The organism is Variovorax sp. PMC12 (genome assembly GCF_003019815.1).
Lineage (GTDB): Bacteria > Pseudomonadota > Gammaproteobacteria > Burkholderiales > Burkholderiaceae_C > Variovorax.
The window spans coordinates 4,001,791-4,018,924 of sequence record NZ_CP027773.1; the positions used below are offsets into that span (position 1 = coordinate 4,001,791).

General features: G+C 67.8%; 17 protein-coding genes and 1 tRNA gene. 10 read left to right on the forward strand and 8 right to left on the reverse strand.

What is annotated here, in order from left to right; translation table 11 throughout:
• Position 1: 1 nt before the first annotated feature.
• A complete protein-coding gene (locus C4F17_RS18480) occupies positions 2-2,005 on the reverse strand; it encodes an acetoacetate--CoA ligase (protein ID WP_106936216.1) in 2,004 nt (667 codons plus the stop codon).
• A 100-nt stretch (positions 2,006-2,105) separates the two neighbouring features.
• Here C4F17_RS18480 and C4F17_RS18485 point away from each other — a divergent pair, with 100 nt between their 5' ends.
• From C4F17_RS18485 to C4F17_RS18520, 9 genes are all read left to right on the forward strand, one after another.
• Complete coding sequence (locus C4F17_RS18485; protein ID WP_106936217.1) at positions 2,106-2,846, forward strand: TetR/AcrR family transcriptional regulator; 741 nt, start codon at positions 2,106-2,108, stop codon at positions 2,844-2,846.
• The gene (locus C4F17_RS18490) at positions 2,843-3,805 is read left to right on the forward strand and encodes an ABC transporter substrate-binding protein (protein ID WP_234382177.1); all 963 of its coding nucleotides are present in this window, start codon (positions 2,843-2,845) and stop codon (positions 3,803-3,805) included. Before C4F17_RS18485 ends, C4F17_RS18490 begins: the two co-directional genes overlap by 4 nt.
• The gene (locus tag C4F17_RS18495; RefSeq protein WP_106936219.1) at positions 3,802-4,659 is read left to right on the forward strand and encodes an ABC transporter ATP-binding protein; all 858 of its coding nucleotides are present in this window, start codon (positions 3,802-3,804) and stop codon (positions 4,657-4,659) included. The genes C4F17_RS18490 and C4F17_RS18495 overlap by 4 nt, the downstream gene beginning before the upstream one ends.
• Positions 4,652-5,422, forward strand: coding sequence for an ABC transporter permease (locus C4F17_RS18500; RefSeq protein ID WP_106936220.1), 771 nt, complete (start codon positions 4,652-4,654; stop codon positions 5,420-5,422). The genes C4F17_RS18495 and C4F17_RS18500 overlap by 8 nt, the downstream gene beginning before the upstream one ends.
• Positions 5,419-6,198 (forward strand): ABC transporter permease, encoded by a 780-nt coding sequence (locus tag C4F17_RS18505; protein ID WP_106936221.1) that lies wholly within the window; start codon positions 5,419-5,421, stop codon positions 6,196-6,198. The genes C4F17_RS18500 and C4F17_RS18505 overlap by 4 nt, the downstream gene beginning before the upstream one ends.
• 47 nt (positions 6,199-6,245) lie before the next feature.
• The gene (locus C4F17_RS18510) at positions 6,246-7,052 is read left to right on the forward strand and encodes a cyclase family protein (RefSeq protein ID WP_081267321.1); all 807 of its coding nucleotides are present in this window, start codon (positions 6,246-6,248) and stop codon (positions 7,050-7,052) included.
• A gap of 10 nt (positions 7,053-7,062) precedes the next feature.
• Positions 7,063-8,388: a fumarylacetoacetase gene (gene fahA, locus C4F17_RS18515; protein ID WP_106936222.1), complete on the forward strand. Its 1,326-nt coding sequence runs from the start codon at positions 7,063-7,065 to the stop codon at positions 8,386-8,388.
• 65 nt (positions 8,389-8,453) lie between these two features.
• A complete protein-coding gene (locus C4F17_RS32830) occupies positions 8,454-8,594 on the forward strand; it encodes a hypothetical protein (protein ID WP_159053677.1) in 141 nt (46 codons plus the stop codon).
• Between the two features lie 116 nt (positions 8,595-8,710).
• The gene (locus C4F17_RS18520; RefSeq protein WP_159053678.1) at positions 8,711-9,751 is read left to right on the forward strand and encodes an RNA ligase (ATP); all 1,041 of its coding nucleotides are present in this window, start codon (positions 8,711-8,713) and stop codon (positions 9,749-9,751) included.
• 78 nt (positions 9,752-9,829) lie between these two features.
• Here C4F17_RS18520 and C4F17_RS18525 read toward each other — a convergent pair.
• The 3 genes from C4F17_RS18525 to C4F17_RS18535 all read right to left on the reverse strand — a co-directional run bounded on the left by C4F17_RS18525 (position 9,830) and on the right by C4F17_RS18535 (position 11,322).
• Positions 9,830-9,905 (reverse strand) — tRNA-Gly (locus tag C4F17_RS18525).
• A 63-nt stretch (positions 9,906-9,968) separates the two neighbouring features.
• The gene (locus C4F17_RS18530; protein WP_106936224.1) at positions 9,969-10,871 is read right to left on the reverse strand and encodes an NAD(P)/FAD-dependent oxidoreductase; all 903 of its coding nucleotides are present in this window, start codon (positions 10,869-10,871) and stop codon (positions 9,969-9,971) included.
• Entirely contained in the window at positions 10,861-11,322 is a 462-nt protein-coding gene (locus tag C4F17_RS18535) for an RrF2 family transcriptional regulator (protein WP_081267318.1), read from the reverse strand. The genes C4F17_RS18530 and C4F17_RS18535 overlap by 11 nt, the downstream gene beginning before the upstream one ends.
• Before the next feature lie 222 nt (positions 11,323-11,544).
• On the opposite strand from C4F17_RS18535, the gene C4F17_RS18540 reads away from it, so the two are divergent.
• On the forward strand, positions 11,545-11,973 hold the full coding sequence (locus tag C4F17_RS18540; RefSeq protein ID WP_106936225.1) for an adhesin: 429 nt from the start codon (positions 11,545-11,547) through the stop codon (positions 11,971-11,973).
• An 80-nt stretch (positions 11,974-12,053) separates the two neighbouring features.
• On the opposite strand, the gene C4F17_RS18545 is transcribed toward C4F17_RS18540, so the two are convergent.
• The 4 genes from C4F17_RS18545 to boxC form a co-directional block, all read right to left on the reverse strand.
• On the reverse strand, positions 12,054-12,497 hold the full coding sequence (locus tag C4F17_RS18545; protein WP_106936226.1) for a MaoC family dehydratase: 444 nt from the start codon (positions 12,495-12,497) through the stop codon (positions 12,054-12,056).
• A 10-nt stretch (positions 12,498-12,507) separates the two neighbouring features.
• Positions 12,508-13,794 carry a benzoyl-CoA 2,3-epoxidase subunit BoxA gene (gene boxA / locus C4F17_RS18550; RefSeq protein WP_106936227.1) on the reverse strand — a complete coding sequence of 429 codons (1,287 nt, stop codon included), beginning with the start codon at positions 13,792-13,794 and terminating at the stop codon, positions 12,508-12,510.
• A 135-nt stretch (positions 13,795-13,929) separates the two neighbouring features.
• Positions 13,930-15,357 carry a benzoyl-CoA 2,3-epoxidase subunit BoxB gene (gene boxB / locus C4F17_RS18555; protein WP_106936228.1) on the reverse strand — a complete coding sequence of 476 codons (1,428 nt, stop codon included), beginning with the start codon at positions 15,355-15,357 and terminating at the stop codon, positions 13,930-13,932.
• Positions 15,358-15,388: 31 nt separating this feature from the next.
• Positions 15,389-17,065, reverse strand: coding sequence for a 2,3-epoxybenzoyl-CoA dihydrolase (gene boxC / locus C4F17_RS18560; RefSeq protein ID WP_106936229.1), 1,677 nt, complete (start codon positions 17,063-17,065; stop codon positions 15,389-15,391).
• Between the last annotated feature and the right edge of the window lie 69 nt (positions 17,066-17,134).

Here is a 17,134-nt window from a genome sequence, read left to right on the forward strand (position 1 = left end):
ATTATGCGGAGGCACGCTCCGCGGCGAAGGCCACATACCACTCGAGGCTTCCGGGGTTTGCCATCGCTTCGCGGTTGACCACCTTCTCCAGCGGCTGCCCCAGCAGCAGCTTCTTGATCGGCAGCTCCTGCTTCTTGCCGGATAGCGTGCGCGGAATCTCGCCCACCTGGAAGATGTCGTTGGGCACGAAGCGCGGCGACAGCGACGTCTTGATGGCGTTGTTCAGCCGCGCGCGCATGGCATCGTCGAGCGCCACGCCAGGGCGCAGCACCACGAACAGCGGCATGTAGCTGTCGCGGCCCAGGTACTCCAGGTCGACCACCATCGAGTCGAGCACCTCGGGCAGGCCCTCGACCGCGCTGTAGATTTCGCTGGTGCCCATGCGCAGGCCCTGGCGGTTGATGGTGGCGTCGCTGCGGCCGTAGATGATGCAGCCGCCGTCGGCGCCGATCCTGATCCAGTCGCCGTGGCGCCATACGCCGGGGTAGGTGTCGAAGTAGCTCGACAGGTAGCGCGCGTTGCCCTCGTCGCCCCAGAAGTACAGCGGCATCGACGGAATGGGCTGGGTGCACACCAGCTCGCCCACCTCGCCGATGACGGGCTGGCCGTCGTCGTTCCAGGCTTCCACGGCATGGCCGAGTTCGCGGCATTGCATCTGTCCCGGCACTTCGGGCAGGTCGCGGTTGCCGCCGACGAAGGCGCCGCAGAAGTCGGTGCCGCCGGAGATGTTGCACCACCACACGTCGGGGGAGCCCGCGTCGAGGATCTGCCGCGAGCCCCAGCGCTGAACTTCCTCGGGCAGCGGCGAGCCGGTGCTGCCGAGCGCGCGTACGGCCGACAGGTCGCCGCAGTCCTTGGCCACGAGGCCGGCCTTCATGCAGTTGGTGAAGTAGGCCGCGCCGGCGCCGAAGAAGGTGACCTTGTGCCGCGCCACGAAGCGCCACAGCACGCTCCAGTCGGGCTTCTCCTTGCTGCCCGCCGGGTTGCCGTCGTAGATGCAGATGGTGGCGCCGAAGGCCATGCCCGAGAGCTGCGAGTTCCACATGACCCAGCCGGTGGAGCTGTACCAGTGGTGGCGCTCGCCGAGGTTGTTGGCGCCGTAGCTCGCGCCCACGTCGTTGTGCAGGCCGCAGGCGTGCATGGTGAGGATGATGCCGCCCTGCCCGTGCACGATGGGCTTGGGCAGCCCGGTGGTGCCGCTGGAATAGACGATCCAGATCGGATGGTCGAAGGGCAGCCATTCGGGTTCGAAGGCGTTGACCTCGTCGTCGTAGCGGCCGACGGCGCGCGACCAGTCGATGTCGTGCGGCACTGCGTTGGCGGCGAAGGGCGACTTCACCAGCACCAGCTTCTTCACGCTGGGCAGCTGGCCGCGCAGCTCCCGCAGCACCGCGCTGCGGTCGAGCGGCTTGCCGCCGTAGTGCACGCCGTCCACCGCGATCAGCACCTTGGGCTCGATCTGGCGGAAGCGGTCGGCCACGGCGGCGGTGCCCATGTCGGGCGCGCACACGCTCCAGATCGCCCCGATGCTGGAGCACGCCAGGAAGGCGACCATGGTCTCGGGCACGTTGGGCAGGTAGGCCGCGACGCGGTCGCCGCGGCGCACGCCCAGCGCCCTGAGCGTGAGCGCGACCGACGCGACCTGGCGGCGCATCTCGGGCCAGGACATCTCGCGCACGTCGCCGCGTTCGTTGTCGCTCACGATCGCGGGCATGCCGGCCGCGTGCGCCGCATCGACGTGGCGCAGCACCTCGCGCGCGTAGTTGACCTGGGCGCCGGGGAACCACTGCGCGCCGGGCATGCGGCGCTCGGCCAGCACGGTGGCGCCGGGCGCGAGCGGCGTGGGGGACTGGATGGCGGCGTAGTCCCAGATGCTGCGCCAGAAGGCGTCGAGCTCGGTCACGGACCAGCGCCACAGCGCGTCGTAGCTGTCGAAGGAGAGGCCGCGCTTCTCGCGCAGCCAGTTCTGATAGAGGCGGATCTGGGGAATGTTGGGGGCGGGCATCCTGCAAGCGTAGCGCTGCGAACGACCGTGCTCAATCGGGGTTGACCTCAGGGTTTGTACGTGTGTTCAAGTTTTTTGTACAAGCGTTCAATACGCCCCGATGAGCACCCGCACACCGACCCACAGGCGCGGCGCCTCGCGCGCCGCGGCACCTGCCGCCGCCGAGACTGCCCGCCCCGACCGCAAGCACGCCATCCTGCTGGCGGCCGAGAAGCTTTTTGCGCGGCACGGCTACCACGTGGTCACCATCCGCCAGATCGCCGAGGAAGCCGGCGTGCCGCTGGCGCTCGTGGGCTACTACTACGGCCAGAAGCACGAGCTGTTTCACGCCATCTTCGAACACTGGGGCCACACCATCGAGGAGCGGCTCGCCGGCCTGGCCGCCCTGACCCTCGACCCCGAAGACGTGCGCACGCTGCCGCGCATCATCGAAGCCTTCACCGCGCCGGTGCTGGCGCTGCGCGCGAGCGCCGAGGGCGAGTACTACGCGCTGCTGGTGGCGCGCGAGCTGTACCACGCGACCGAGGAAGCCGACCGCGTGCTGCGCGGCTACTTCGACCCGCTGGCCGAGGCCTACATCGACGCGCTGCACATCGCACTGCCGCACGCCTCGCGCAGCCAGGTCGCCTGGGGCTACCAGTTCGCGCTGGGCTCGCTGCTGCACCACCTGAACGACAGCCGCATCGAACGGCTCTCGCGCGGCGAGAACAAGCGCGCCGACGCGGCCGTGGCGCCGATGCTCGTGAACTTCATCGTCGGCGGCCTGCGCGCCGCGCTGCCTCGCCCGAAGGCGGCCAGGAATCCATCCACGAAAACCATCCCACGGAGACAGAAGACATGATGACGAAGACCCCGGTGAAACGGCGCACCCTGTTGTTGTCGGCGCTCGCTGCCGCATCGGCCGCCGCCGCGCTGCCCGCGCTCGCGCAGTCCGCCACGAAGATCGTGTTCGGCTACACGGCCGTGACCGACTTCGCATCGGTGTTCGTGGCGGCCGAAGAGGGCTACTTCAAGAAGCGCAGCCTCGATGTCGAGCTCAAGTTCATTCCGCTGAACTCGACCATTCCGGCCGCGCTGCAGTCCGACTCGCTGCAGATCGGCGGGCCCACGCCGTCGGTGTTCCTGCAGGCGGTGGACGGCGGCCTCGACCTGGTGCTGGTGGCCGGCGGCGGGCTCACCTCGAAGACCATCACCGGCTTCGGCCTGGTGGCGCGCGCCGGCTCGGGCATCAAGAGCGCGCAGGACTGCGTGGGCAAGAAGATCGGCGTGCCGGGCCTGGGCGCCTTCCTGCACGTGACCTTCCGCGCATGGCTGAAGGACAGCGGCGTGGACTACCGCAAGGTCAACTTCGTGGAGGCTGCGTTTCCGCAGCATGCCGACCTGCTGCGAGGCGGATCGGTCGACGCGGTGGTGTCCGCCGACCCGTTCATGAGCCGCATCACCGAAAGCGGCGCAGGCTACGTGGCCTCGTACTACTCCACCTTCCTGCCCGAGAACAACCAGACCATCGTGCATGCGGCCAAGCGCGAATGGGTGGCGAAGAACCCGGCGGCGGCGCGCGCGTTCCGCGAGGCGCTGGTGGAAGCGGCCGCGTTCATGCAGCAGCCGAAGAACGACGCGAAGGTGCGCGCGGCCATCGGCAAGTACATCAAGCTGCCGCCCGAGGTGCTGGCCAAGGTGCAAGTTTCGCCGCCCGGCCCCGTGGTGACCGAGAAGCAGCTCGCCTACTGGACCGGGCTCATGAAGGAGCAGGACATGCTCAAGACGAACATCGACGTGGCGAAGCTGGTGGCCAAGTGATCTCGGCGCCCGCCCCTGTCACCGCGCGCGCCGCGCTGTCGGCGAGCGCATTCGATTCGCCAACCGGCCCCGCGATGCAAGCCACTCCCTTCCTGCGCTTCGACGGCGTGACCATCCGCCTCGGCGGCCGAGAGATCCTGTCGCCCACCTCGTTCGACGTGGCGCGCGGCGAATTCGTCTGCATCGTCGGCCCCAGCGGCTGCGGCAAGACCACGCTGCTGCGCGCGGCCAGCGGCCTCGTCACTGCCAGCGCGGGCGAGGTGCGGCGCAACGGCGTGAAGATGACCGAGCCCTCGCGCGAGGTGGCCTTCGTGTTCCAGGACTACGGCCGCGCGCTGCTGCCCTGGCGCACGGTGGAAGGCAACGTGAGCCTGGCGTTGGAAGCCGCCGGCGTGCCGACGGCCGAGCGCGCGCCGCGCATTGCCGATGTGCTGGGCAAGGTCGGCCTGGCCAGGCATGCGCACAAGTTCCCGGTGCAGCTGTCGGGCGGCATGCAGCAACGCGCGCAGATTGCCCGCTGCCTCGCGCAGAAGCCCGAGCTGATGATGATGGACGAGCCCTTCGGCGCGCTGGACGCGCTGACGCGGCAGAGCCTGCAGGACGAGCTGGCACGGCTGGTGCGCGACGACGGGCTCACGGTGCTGTTCGTCACGCACGACCTGGAAGAGGCCATCTACCTCGGCGACCGCGTGATCGCGCTGCAGGCCAACCCAGGTCCGGGCCGGCCCAGCCTCGCGCGGATGATCGACGTGAAGATCCCGCGTCCGCGCGACCAGCTCACGACCAAGGAGCATCCGGAGTACCTGCGCTTGCGGCGCGAACTCTTCGCCTTCATCGAGCAGGGCCATGACTGAGCGCGGCTTCTTTCGCTGGCTGCGGCCGTGGGTGTTTCCTGCGCTGCTGATCGGCCTCTTCGAGTGGTATGCGCGCCGCGCGGCTGCCCTGGGCAGCGATTCGCTCGCGCCGCCGAGTGCCGCGGCCAAGGCTTTCGCCGGCGCGGCGATGGACGGCTCGCTCTGGCAGGCCACCGGCTTCACGCTGGGCACCGCCGCGCTGGGCCTGCTGCTGGGCGCGGTGCTCGGCATTGCGCTGGGCCTGGTGCTCGGGCTCTCGCGCCGAGCGGCGCAGCTCGGGTCGATGTCCATCGAGGTGCTGCGCCCGGTGCCTTCGGTCGCGCTGATTCCGCTCGCGATGCTGGGCTTCGGCTTCGGCGTGCGCATGGAGCTGGCCATCGTCGCCTTTGCCACTTTCTGGCCGCTGCTGGTGCTGGTGCAGGCGGCGGTGCAGCAGGTCGAGCCCCGGCTGCTCGAGGTAAGCCGCGTGCTGGGGCTGTCGGCGCGCGAGCGGGCCTTCAAGATCGTGCTGCCCGCCATCGTGCCGCGCCTGTTCGTCGCGCTGCGGCTGGGCGTGGCGGTGGCGCTGGTGGTGGCCGTGACGGTGGAGATCGCGGCCAACCCCAACGGCATGGGCTACGCGATGATGATCGCGCAGCAGAGCTTCGACCCCGCGCTGATGCTCGCCTGGCTGGGCTGGATCGGCGTGGTGGGCTTTGCAATCAATGCCGGCATGCTGCTGTTGCAGCGCATGGTGGCGCGGCGGATGGGAGTGCAGCCATGAATGGCCGCGCGCATCTGAATCGCCTCGGCTCGCTCGGCGTGCTGCTCGCGCTGGTCGGGCTGTGGTGGGTGGCCAGCAACGCGGGCTGGGTCAGCCGCGTGTTCCTGCCCACGCCGCAGGCCACGTTCGCAAGCCTGCTCGAAGGGCTGAATCTCTCGGGCACCGGCGGCAACGGCGAACTGCTCGGCTTCACGCAGGCCACGGTGGGCCGGATGATCGAAGGCTGGCTGCTGGCCTCGCTGTTCGGCGTGCTGCTGGGCGCGGCCATCGGCGTGTCGCCCTCGGTGCGCGCCTGGGTGCAGCCGACGCTGGAGTTCATACGCCCCCTCCCCGCTTCCGCGCTGCTGCCGCTGGCGATTTCCATCTTCGGCCTGAACCCCGGCATGGTGCTCTTCGTGGTCGCCTTCGGCGCGATGTGGCCGGTGCTGCTGGCAACGGTGCACGGCTTCGCTGCGGTGGAGCCGCGCCTGTCGGAAGTGGCGAGCTGCCTGCAGATGTCGCGCGCGGCGTACATCTGGAAGATGGGCCTGCCCAATGCCATGCCCGACATCCTGGCCGGCATGCGCCTGGCGCTGACCATTGCGCTCATCGTCGCGGTGGTGGGCGAAATGATCGCCTCGCAAAGCGGCCTGGGCCAGGCCATCCTGCTGGCGGCGCGCGCTTTCCGCGCCAGCGACCTGTTCGCGGGCATCGTGCTGCTGGGGCTCATCGGCTTCGCGAGCAATGCGCTGCTGGCCTTTGCCGAACAACGCCTGCTGCGCTGGCAGCACCCCTGATTCCTTCGTCTTCCAACACCAACATCAACACACCGCAAGGAGTTCCCATGCCACGCAAATTCGTCGACCTGTCGATCTTCCTGGAGAACGACGTGCTGTCCGACCCGCCGGCCTTCGCGCCCAAGATCCAGTACTTCACGCACGAGCAGACCTACGAGCAGATCGAGCCTTTCTTTCCGGGCCTGAAGAAGGAAGACCTGCCCGACGGCGAGGGCTGGGCGGTGGAACTGGTGCAGCTGTCCACGCACAACGGCACGCACCTCGATGCGCCCTATCACTTCCACTCGACCATGGACAAGGCGCTGGGCGAGAAGAAGCCCGCCATCGCCATCCACGACGTGCCGCTCGAGTGGTGCTTCCAGCCCGGCGTGAAGCTCGACTTCCGGCATTTCGCCGACGGCTACGTGGTGACCGCCGCGGACGTCGAGGCCGAGCTCAAGCGCATCGGCCACACGCTGAGCCCGCTGGAGATCGTGGTGGTCAACACGCGCGCCGGTTCGCGCTACGGCAACCCCGACTACGTGTCGGCCGGCGCGGGCATGGGCTATGAAGCGACCATGTACCTGCTGGAGCGCGGTGTGCGCCTCACCGGCACCGACGCATGGAGCTGGGACGCCCCCTTCGTGCACACCGCCAAGAAGTACGGCGAGACGCAAGACGCCTCGCTGATCTGGGAAGGCCACAAGGCCGGCCGCGACATCGGCTACTGCCACATCGAGAAGCTGCACAACCTGGAGGCGCTGCCGCCTACCGGCTTCTTCATCAGCTGCTTTCCGCACAAGATCCGCGGTGCGTCGGCGGGCTGGACCCGCGCGGTCGCGATCTTCGACGACGCGCTGATGGCTTCGGTGTGAGGGCCCGTTCATGAGCATTGCACTCAACCACACGCACGACGTTCATGCGCGCAGCTGGGTCGAATCCGCCAATGCGGCGGGCAGCGACTTTCCCATACAGAACCTGCCGCATGCGGTGTTCCGCCGCGCGGGAAGCAGCGAGGCTTTTCGCGGCGGCGTCGCCGTCGGCGACCAGGTGCTGGACCTCGCTGCGCTGGCCACGCGCGAGCAGCTCGAGGGCCTCGCGCTGCATGCGGCACGCGCGGCCGCGCAGCCTGCGCTGAACGACTTCTTCGCGCTTGGCGCCGCCGCATGGAAGGCGCTGCGCCATGCGCTCTTCGACCTCCTGAAGAACGATGCGCCGGTTGCCACGGTGCAGGCGGTGCGCGAATGCCTCGTGCCGCAGGCCGATGCCGAATACACCGTGCCCGCGCGCATCGGCGACTACACCGACTTCTACACCTCCATCGATCACGCGCTAAACATCAGCCGCCTGATGAACCCCGACGGCGACGTGACACCCAACTTCCGCTGGATCCCCACGGCGTACCACGGGCGGGTGTCGACCATCGGCGTGAGCGGCCAGCGCTTTCATCGGCCGATGGGCCAGGCGATGGCGCCCGGCGCGAAGGCGCCCACGTACCAGGCCTGCGCGCGGCTCGACTACGAGCTGGAGCTGGGCGTGTGGATCGGCACCGGCAATGCGCAGGGCGAGCCCATTGCACTGGAGCGCGCGGAGGAGCACATCTTCGGCATCTGCCTGCTCAACGACTGGTCGGCGCGCGACATCCAGTTCTGGGAGATGGCGCCGCTCGGGCCGTTCCTCGCGAAGAATTTCGCGACCACGATCTCGCCGTGGATCGTGACGATGGAAGCGCTCGCGCCCTACCGGCAAGCGTGGACACGGCCGGCCGACGAGCCCCAGCCGCTTGCCTATCTGGAGAACGCGGCGAACCGCGAGAGTGGCGCGCTCGACATCCGCCTGGAGGTCTGGCTCGAGAGCGAGAAAGCGCGCAAGGAGAAGACAGGGCCATCGCGCCTCTCGTCCACCAGCTTCAGGCACCAGTACTGGAGCGTGGCGCAGATGGTGACGCACCACACCATGGGCGGCTGCAGCCTGAACCCCGGCGACCTGTTCGGCAGCGGCACGATCTCCGGGCCGGGCCCCGGCGAGGCCGGCGCGATCATCGAGCTGACGCGCGCGGCGCAGAGCCCGGTGACGCTGGCCAACGGCGAGCAGCGCGGCTTTCTCGAAGACGGCGACGCTGTGCTGCTGCGCGGCTGGTGCGAGAAGCCGGGGCATGCGCGCATCGGGTTCGGGGAGAGCCGGGGGATGGTGCTGCCGGCCAGAGGTTGACGGCCCGGTAAATACTCTTTACAGTCCGCCTCCTTCGAAACGCACACCTCCACCGAAACTTCATCGTGAACGCCGCATCGGTCATCGCCAACATCCGCCGCATCGTCTGCCCCGCATCGGGCGGCACATTCGCGTACGGCATCGACCATGCGACGAACCTGCAGCAGGCAGGCGAACACACACCACCGGGCGGGGGCAGCGCATAGCGCACATCTCTTCGACACTCTTTCACAAGAGGCCCGGACACCGAATGGTTCCGGGCCTTTTTCTTTTTTTGCGTCACCGTCAGTTCATCATCAATCAACCACAGGGAGAAAAAACCATGCGCAAGCTTGTCACCGTCCGCACTGTCGATGCCGTTCGCCCCATCCCCGGGGCCGACGCGATCGAATGCGCCATCGTCGAAGGCTGGACCGTCGTCACCAAGAAGGGGGAGTTCGCCGCCGGCGACCGGGGCGTCTTCTTCGAGATCGACGCGTTCCTGCCGCTCGACGATCCGCGCTTCGCCTTTCTCGAGAAGTCGGCCATCACCTGGAACGGCAAGCGCGGCGTACGGCTTCGCACGATGAAGCTGCGCGGGCAGATCTCGCAAGGGCTGATCCTGCCGCTGTCGCGATTCGCCGAGATCGACGCGCTCGCGCTGGCCGATCCGGCGCTTCGCCAACGCGACTGGGCCGAGCTGTTCGGCGTCGGCAAGTGGGAGCCGGTGATTCCGGCGTGCCTGTCGGGCGATGTGGAAGGCGCATTTCCGGCGTTCATCGCCAAGACCGACCAGGAGCGCATCCAGAACCTGCCCGAGGTGCTCGCGGCCCATGACGGGCAGTCGTTCGAGGTCACGGTCAAGCTCGACGGCTCGAGCATGACCGTGTTCCACAACGCAGGCGCGCTCGGTGTGTGCGGACGCAACTGGCAGCTTCGCGAAACCCCAGGCAACAGCCTGTGGCGCGTGGCGCGGCAAGACCGCCTGCTCGAAGCGCTGGCCACGCTGGGCCGCAACCTCGCGTTGCAGGGCGAGATCGTCGGCGAGGGCATCCAGGGCAACCCGGAGAAGCTGCGCGGGCAGGCGTTCCACGTGTTCGATGTGTTCGACATCGACCGGGGCACTTACTGCGGGATGGAAGAGCGCAACGCCGTCATCGACGTGCTTCGCGTGCTGGGGGCGACGGTTCGCACCGTGCCGCTGCTCGAAGTGACCACGCTCGAACGCTTCGGCGGCTCGACCGCCGAGGTGCTGGCGTATGCCGAGGGGCCGTCGCTGAACCCGGACACCCAGCGGGAAGGTGTGGTGTTCAAGCGGCTGGACGGCGGGCTGTCGTTCAAGGCGATCTCGAACAGCTACCTGCTGAAGCACTCGGATCGTTGAACGAAAAGGCAAGCCGACAGGAAAGGCTTGCCGCAACGAAAAAAGGCCACCCGTATGGGTGGCCTTTTTCGGCAATGTTGGAGCGGGAGAAGAGTCTCGAACTCTCGACCTCAACCTTGGCAAGGTTGCGCTCTACCAACTGAGCTACTCCCGCGTCGAGCCTCAGATTATAGGGTGATTTTCGACGGGTTTTTCCGAATCCGGGAAAAAAGTTCTTTCAGGCCCCGAACACCAGCGACCGGTGCATCGACACGCCGGCCATCAACCCGTCCGCAGACGCCAGCGTGGCGTTGGAAAACGCCATCGCAAGATCGCCCGCCGCGTAGACGCCGGGCACCGTCGACATCTTCATGGCATCGACGCGCAGCACCTGGCCCATCGGGCCGTCGTCGAAGGCGCAGCCGAGCTGTTCGGCCAGCGGGCTGGCAGGCCGCGTGTGCGGCGCCACGAACAGCGCCTCGACCGGCACGAGCCTGCCGTCTTCGAGGCGCACGCCGGCCAGGCCCGTCGCCTCGCCTTCCAGCCCGGCAATACGCCCCGGCTCGACAGTCACGCCGCGCGACTGCAGCCTGGCGCGAACCTCCGCATCGGGGCCCTTGCTGCCGTTCAGGAAGAGCGTGGTCGGACCCCATTCGGCGATCAGCAATGCATGGTCCGGCGGGCCGCCGGCGTGGAACAGCAGGCCCAGCTGGCGCTCGCCGAACTCGTAGCCGTGGCAGTAAGGACAGTGCAGCACGCTCTTGCCCCAGCGCTGGCCGATTCCGGGAATGTCGGGCAGTCCGTCCTGCACGCCGAACGACAGCAGCAGCTTGCGGGTCGACAGCTGCGCGCCGTCGGCCACAGACACGGTGAAGCCGCCGGAGTCGTCGGCCTCGGCGGCCGTCACGCTGCCCTGGACAAAATCGACCGACGGATACGCGAGCAATTTCGCGCGCGCATCGGCGACCATCTTCAGCGGTGGCGTGCCGTCCTGCCCGAAGAAGCCGTGCGACGCAGCGGCAAAGCGGTTGCGCGGCGCGCCCGCGTCGACCACGCATACCTTCCTGCGTGCGCGGGCCAGTTGCATCGCGGCTGAAAGGCCGGCAAAGCTGCCGCCCACCACCAGAGCGTCATAGCGCATGTTCAATGTCCTTTGAAGTGAAGCCGCCGCCCGTCATGCGGCGATGAAAGTCCCTGGAAAGATCGGCCAGCGTGATGCTGTTGAAACGCCTGAGCAGCAGCGCCTCGGCCTCATCGCACACGCCGTCGAGCGCGGCGTTCACCGCCTGCTCGACGATGCAGCCCGGGCTCTCTGTGCGGTTGCCCATGGCCAGCAGCGCAGGCGCGCCGACGGCGTTGTGCACGTCGCCCAGCGTGACCGCCGAGAGCGAGCAAGACAGCACCCATCCGCCGCCGTGCCCCTTGGCCGAACTCACGAAACCCGCCTGCCGCAGGCCGGCCATGAGGCGGCGGATGACGACCGGGTTGGTGTGCATCGCGACCGCGAGCAATTCGGATGTGACGGGGCCATCCATCTCGGCCATGTGCAGCAGCACGTGGAGAACGCCTGAAAGCTTGCTGTCTCTTTTCATGCAACATTATGAGTTGCGTGTTTTTAACATGACGAGCCCTGGGGTCTTGGGGCGCCGCGCAAACGTTCGAGCCCCCGATCCCGCCGACAGCCATGTCCCACACGCGTGGGCGACTGTGGCGCACATGGCGACAGACGACGGCCCGGCCATGGTTGCACCCGGATCGATCGAACCTCGGTCGCTCCTTGATTCGTGACCATGCTACGAAAGGAACAGTCACCCATGAAGCAACAACAACACAACCGCATCCTCATCGGCGCCGTGCTCGCAGGCCTGCTGGCCATCGGCGGAACGGCCCAGGCGCAAGGCGTCGGGGTCGGCGTGGGCGTCAATGCCGACGTGAACGCATCCGGTGCAGGCACAGGCGGCAACGCAGGCACAGCGGCCGGCGCCAATTCAGGAGCCAAGGCCAATGCCGGGAGCACGGCAGGCGGTGCGGGCAATGCCGTGGGTGGCGTGCTGGGCGGTGCAACGGGCGCTGTCGGCGGTGCCACGAACGCGGTGGGCGGTGTGACCAACACCGTGGGCGGCACGCTCAATGGCGCGACCGGCGCCGTGGGCTCGGCCGGCAGTGCAGTGAAGGCGCCCGCGGCGGGCGTGAAGGCGAACGGCAAGGCCCAGGGTTCGGGCGCGGTCGACCTCAAGAAGTAAGGTAAGCCAGAGCCACCCGAAGTGGAAGGCCCGCGGCGCTTGATTGCGCGGCGGGCCTTTTTGTTCGTCTGTGGAAAACCTCAGTCGATCGGCTTCAGCCTGAACAGGCTGGTGACTTCCACATCGAGCACCAGCATCTCGCGCTGATTGAACAGCCGCCAGCGCCAGCGCAGGATGCCAAGCGTGGGCCGCTTCTCGGAGCGACGCGCCTCGATCACGTCGGCCACCAGCCGAAGCGCGTCACCGGGCCGCACGGGGTTGGGCCAGCGCACATGCTCGAGCCCTGGCGATGCGAAAGACTCCGAGCCCGCCAGCACCGCGTCGACCACCAGCCGCATCGCGATGGAGCAGGTGTGCCAGCCGCTCGCGATCAGCCCTCCGAAAGGGCTTTCTGCGGCGGCTACGGCGTCTGTGTGAAACCACTGCGGATCGTAGGCCCGCGCGAACTGCACGAGTTCGGCTTCGGTGAGCACATAGGGCCCGGCCTCGATGACCTGGCCCGCATGGAAGTCGGCGAACTGCATCCGCCGCAGCTTAGTAGGTTTCGAGGTGCAGGCGGCCTTCGCGCTTCAAGGCGGCGCCGACGGTGTCCCAGTCGAGCCCCGCTTCCTTCGCCACGTCGCGCAGTGCCAGCACCACGCCCTCTTCCATGCTCTTCAGGCCGCACACGTAGAAGTGGCTGGCACCGTCCTTCAGCAACGCGGCCAGGTCGGCGGCGCGCTCGCGCATCAGGTCCTGCACATAGCGCTTGGGTTGGCCCGGCGTGCGCGAGAACGCCAGGTTGATGTCGATGAAGTCCTTGGGCAGCGACTGCAGCGGGCCGAAGTACGGCAGCTCCTGCTGCGTGCGCGCGCCGAAGAACAGCATCAGCTTGCCGCCCTCGAACTTGCCGCTCTTGCGCAGCCGGCGGCGCCACTCGGTCATGGCGCGCATGGGCGCGCTGCCGGTGCCGGTGCAGATCATCACGATGTGCGACTTGGGGTGGTTCGGCATCAGGAAGGACGAGCCGAAGGGCCCGACCACCTGCACCGTGTCGCCCACCTTCAGGTCGCACACGTAGTTGGAGCACACGCCGCGCACCGGTTCGCCTTCGTGGTCTTCGGTCACGCGCTTCACCGTGAGCGACACGTTGTTGTAGCCGGGCCGCTCGCCGTTGCGCGGGCTGGCCACCGAATACTGGCGCGCATGGTGGCGCTTGCCGATGGCGTCGATGCCCGGCGGCACGATGCCGATCGACTGGCCTTCGAGCACCGGGAACGGCACCACGCCGAAGTCCAGCACGATGTGGTGGGTCTCGCTGTCGAAGCCCGCTTCGGTGCAGTTGAAGTTGCCGACCACGGTGGCGGTCGTCGGGGTCTTCGGCGGAAACAGGTTGGTGTACGCATGCGCGGCAGACCAGGGCGGCACGCTGGCGCCGTACTGCGCCGAATTGAAGACCGGCTCCACCGACTCGACGGCCGCCTGGGCCTGCGTCTGTGCGGGCAACGCGGCGGCGGGGTCGCCGGCCGCATCGGCGGACACGCCTGCGGCTTCGAGCTCTTCAGGGGAAAGTTCGTCGGGCAGCGACTCCCAGGTGAACTGCTCCTCGATCGAATAGGCGCGCACCACCGGCATGGTGCGCCAGTTGTCGATCGAGCCCGTCGGGCACGGCGAGATGCAGGCCATGCAGCCGTTGCAGGTGTCCGCACGCACGACGTAGTTGTTGTCGTCGTGCGTGATCGCGTTCACGGGGCAGATGGCCTCGCAGGTGTTGCAGCGGATGCAGATCTCGGGGTCGATCAGGTGCTGCTTGATGACTCCGGCTTCAACGGCCATGTCCATGTTGTTCTCTCCTGAAAGCCCTCCCCTTTCGGGGGAGGGTCGGGTGCAGGCTTGCGGCGCTTGTCGTGGTCGCGCCGCTGGCCCCCATCCCAGCCTTCCCCCAGAGGGGGAAGGAGCAATACCGAATTACCTCGATCAACCGAAACGCACGTACTCGAAATCCACCGGCTGCCGGTTGATGCCCATCACCGGCGGGGAGATCCAGCCTGCGAACTTGCCCGGCTCCACCACGCGGCCCATCAACGATGCCACGAAAGCGAAGTCTTCGGAACTCGGCAGCCATTCGTCGCGCTTGGCGGCCCATTCCACCTCGTTCACCACGCGGCCGTCCGGCGACATCTTGATGCCCGCGAGCGCGCCGATCTGGCGGTTGAAGGCCTTGTGCGGCACGCTCAGGCGGGTCGGGATGCCGGCCTTCTCGAGCACCTTGTTCCAGCGGTTCACGCCGGCCACCGAGTCCTTGATGAAGTCGTCGCGCAGCACTTCGTTCAGCGCGTTGAGCATCGGCACGTCCTTCTCGACGAGCTGGCCGTCCTTCACTTCCAGCACCTTGTAGGTCTGGCCCTTGAGCACGTGGTCGTCGTCGCGCTTGCCTTCTTCATAGCGGCCCTTGAGGCCCGAGCTGTAGAAGATGGCGGCATTGCTCGACTGGTCGGCGCCGAACAGGTCGATGGTCACGCTGTAGTGGAAGTTCAGGTAGCGCTGGATGGTGCCCAGGTCGATGGCGCCGGCCGCGCGCACCTTCTGCGCGTCGTCGGTCTTCAGCTCGTTCATGACCTGCGCGGTGCGCGCGATGACGCGCGACACGCCGCTCTCGCCCACGAACATGTGGTGCGCCTCTTCGGTCAGCATGAACTTCGTGGTGCGCGCGAGCGGGTCGAACGCGCTCTCGGCCAGCGCGGCCAGCTGGAACTTGCCGTCGCGGTCGGTGAAGTAGGTGAACATGAAGAACGCGAGCCAGTCGGGCGTCTTCTCGTTGAAGGCGCCCAGGATGCGCGGGTTGTTGTCGTCGCCCGAGGTGCGCTGCAGCAGCGCGTCGGCCTCTTCGCGGCCGTCGCGGCCAAAGTGCTTCTGCAGCAGGTAGACCATGGCCCACAGGTGGCGGCCTTCTTCCACGTTGATCTGGAACAGGTTGCGCAGGTCGTACATGCTGGGCGCGGTCAGGCCCAGGTGGCGCTGCTGCTCGACCGACGCGGGCTCGGTGTCGCCCTGCGTCACGATGATGCGGCGCAGGTTGGCGCGGTGCTCGCCGGGCACGTCCTGCCAGGCCTTCTCGCCCTTGTGGTCGCCGAAATGGATCTCGCGGTTGGCGTCGCCCGGGTTCAGAAAGATGCCCCAGCGGTAGTCGCGCATCTTCACGTGGCCGAACTGGGCCCACCCCTGCGGATCGACGCTCACGGCCGTGCGCAGGTACACCTCGTGGTTGGTCGAGCCCTCGGGGCCCACGTCGTCCCACCAGTTGATGAAGTTGGGCTGCCAGCCTTCGAGCGCGCGCTGCAGCGTGCGGTCTTCGCCGAGGTTGACGTTGTTGGGGATCTTCTCGCTGTAGTTGATCGTGCTCATCGTTGTTCCTTGGGTTGTACGGACTGCGCTATCAGACGCGATTCATGTCGAAGCCGGCCTTCTGGCCGGTGCCGTAGACCTTCAGCGCGCCCTTTTCGCCGACGGCGTTGGGGCGGTTGAAGATCCAGTTCTGCCAGGCGGTGAGCCGGCCGAAGATGCGGGTGGCCATGTTCTCCTTGCTCGCGAAGCGCAGGTTGGCTTCGAGGCCGGTGAGCGCATCGGGCGACATGGCGGCGCGCTCCTCGATGGCGATGCGGATCTCGTCGTCCCAGTCGATGTCGTCGGGCGCGGCAGTGACCAGACCGAGCTTCAGGGCCTCGTCGGCATCGAGCGGCTTGCCGGCTGCGGCGCGGGCGGCTTCGAGCGGCGTGGCCTCTTCATAGAAGCGGCGCTGCAGGCGGCTCTGGTCGTTCACCATCGGGAAGAAGCCGAAGTTGAATTCGCCCAGTGTGAGCTTGGGCGCGCGCTCGGCGTCGTCGGGCAGCGCGAGCATGTAGGTGCGGTCGGCGGCAAAGGCCAGTTCGGCCAGCGTGCCGGCGAAGCAGGAACCGGCTTCGACCAGCGCGAACAGGCTGCGCGACGACACGTCCAGGCGCGCCAGCGTGCGGCGCAGCGCGCCGATGGTTTCGCGCACCAGCCAGTGGTCCTTGTTGGCGAACATCACCGCGTCCGACGCGAGCACCGCGGCGGCGTCGCCCTCGGTCTTGAGCAACCAGGTGCCGACGTCGAGTTCGTTCGTGCGCAGGTTGAGGATGGCGTCGTCGAGTTCGCGGCACATCGCCAGCGGCCACCAGGCGGCGCCCGCCGCTTCGATGGCTGCCACGTCGGCCGGCTGCGTGCCGGTCGGCGCCTTCACCGTGATGGTGGCGGTGCGCTTGCTGCGGTCGATCTGCACGTTGACGTGCGAATAGGCAATGCCGTCGGCGCTGTCGGTGCGTTCGAGGCGGGTCAGGGCCACACCCTTGCCGCCGGCGGGGCGGTCGCTGCCCGCGGCGAGCTGCGAAGCACGGTCCTGCACGGCGGCCGCGAACTGCGCGGGCTTGGCCACGGCATCGACCAGGCGCCAGTCGACCGCGCGCTGGCCGCGCACGCCTTCGACGCTGGTGCAGAAGATGTCGGCGAGGTCATGGCGCACATGGCGCTTGTCGGTCACGCGGGTCAGGCCGCCGGTGCCGGGCAGCACGCCGAGCAGCGGCACCTCGGGCAGCGACACGGCGGAGGAGCGGTCGTCCACCAGCAGGATCTCGTCGCAGGCCAGCGCCAGTTCGTAGCCGCCGCCGGCGCAGGCGCCGTTCACGGCCGCGAGGAACTTCAGGCCCGAGTGCTTCGACGAGTCTTCGATGCCGTTGCGCGTCTCGTTGGTGAACTTGCAGAAGTTGACCTTCCAGGCGTGGCTGGAGACACCCAGCATGAAGATGTTGGCGCCCGAGCAGAAGATGCGGTCCTTGCCGCTGGTGACGATGACGCTGCGCACTTCAGGATGCTCGAAGCGCACGCGGTTGAGCGCGTCGTTCAGCTCGATGTCCACGCCCAGGTCGTAGCTGTTGAGCTTGAGCTTGTAGCCGGGGCGGATGCCCGCGTCTTCCGCGATGTCGAGCACGAGGCGCGCAATGGCGCCGTCGAAGCTGAGGGACCAGTGGCGGTATTGGCCGGGCTCGGTGCGGTAGTCGACGCGCGGGGGCGCCTGGAGCGTGGTGGTATCTGTCATGCGGAAGTCTCCTGTGGGGCAGTGTTCGGAAACCGTGAACAGGAAAGATAATGCACTTTACTGCTCCGA

Bases quoted from the DNA above. Each gene is read 5' to 3' on its own strand.
- C4F17_RS18480 (WP_106936216.1), bottom strand. From the start codon at position 2,005: ATGCCCGCCCCCAACATTCCCCAGATCCGCCTCTATCAGAACTGGCTG.
- C4F17_RS18485 (WP_106936217.1), top strand. From the start codon at position 2,106: ATGAGCACCCGCACACCGACCCACAGGCGCGGCGCCTCGCGCGCCGCG.
- C4F17_RS18490 (WP_234382177.1), top strand. From the start codon at position 2,843: ATGATGACGAAGACCCCGGTGAAACGGCGCACCCTGTTGTTGTCGGCG.
- C4F17_RS18500 (WP_106936220.1), top strand. From the start codon at position 4,652: ATGACTGAGCGCGGCTTCTTTCGCTGGCTGCGGCCGTGGGTGTTTCCT.
- C4F17_RS18505 (WP_106936221.1), top strand. From the start codon at position 5,419: ATGAATGGCCGCGCGCATCTGAATCGCCTCGGCTCGCTCGGCGTGCTG.
- C4F17_RS18510 (WP_081267321.1), top strand. From the start codon at position 6,246: ATGCCACGCAAATTCGTCGACCTGTCGATCTTCCTGGAGAACGACGTG.
- fahA (WP_106936222.1), top strand. From the start codon at position 7,063: ATGAGCATTGCACTCAACCACACGCACGACGTTCATGCGCGCAGCTGG.
- C4F17_RS18520 (WP_159053678.1), top strand. From the start codon at position 8,711: ATGCGCAAGCTTGTCACCGTCCGCACTGTCGATGCCGTTCGCCCCATC.
- C4F17_RS18530 (WP_106936224.1), bottom strand. From the start codon at position 10,871: ATGCGCTATGACGCTCTGGTGGTGGGCGGCAGCTTTGCCGGCCTTTCA.
- C4F17_RS18535 (WP_081267318.1), bottom strand. From the start codon at position 11,322: ATGAAAAGAGACAGCAAGCTTTCAGGCGTTCTCCACGTGCTGCTGCAC.
- C4F17_RS18540 (WP_106936225.1), top strand. From the start codon at position 11,545: ATGAAGCAACAACAACACAACCGCATCCTCATCGGCGCCGTGCTCGCA.
- C4F17_RS18545 (WP_106936226.1), bottom strand. From the start codon at position 12,497: ATGCAGTTCGCCGACTTCCATGCGGGCCAGGTCATCGAGGCCGGGCCC.
- boxA (WP_106936227.1), bottom strand. From the start codon at position 13,794: ATGGACATGGCCGTTGAAGCCGGAGTCATCAAGCAGCACCTGATCGAC.
- boxB (WP_106936228.1), bottom strand. From the start codon at position 15,357: ATGAGCACGATCAACTACAGCGAGAAGATCCCCAACAACGTCAACCTC.
- boxC (WP_106936229.1), bottom strand. From the start codon at position 17,065: ATGACAGATACCACCACGCTCCAGGCGCCCCCGCGCGTCGACTACCGC.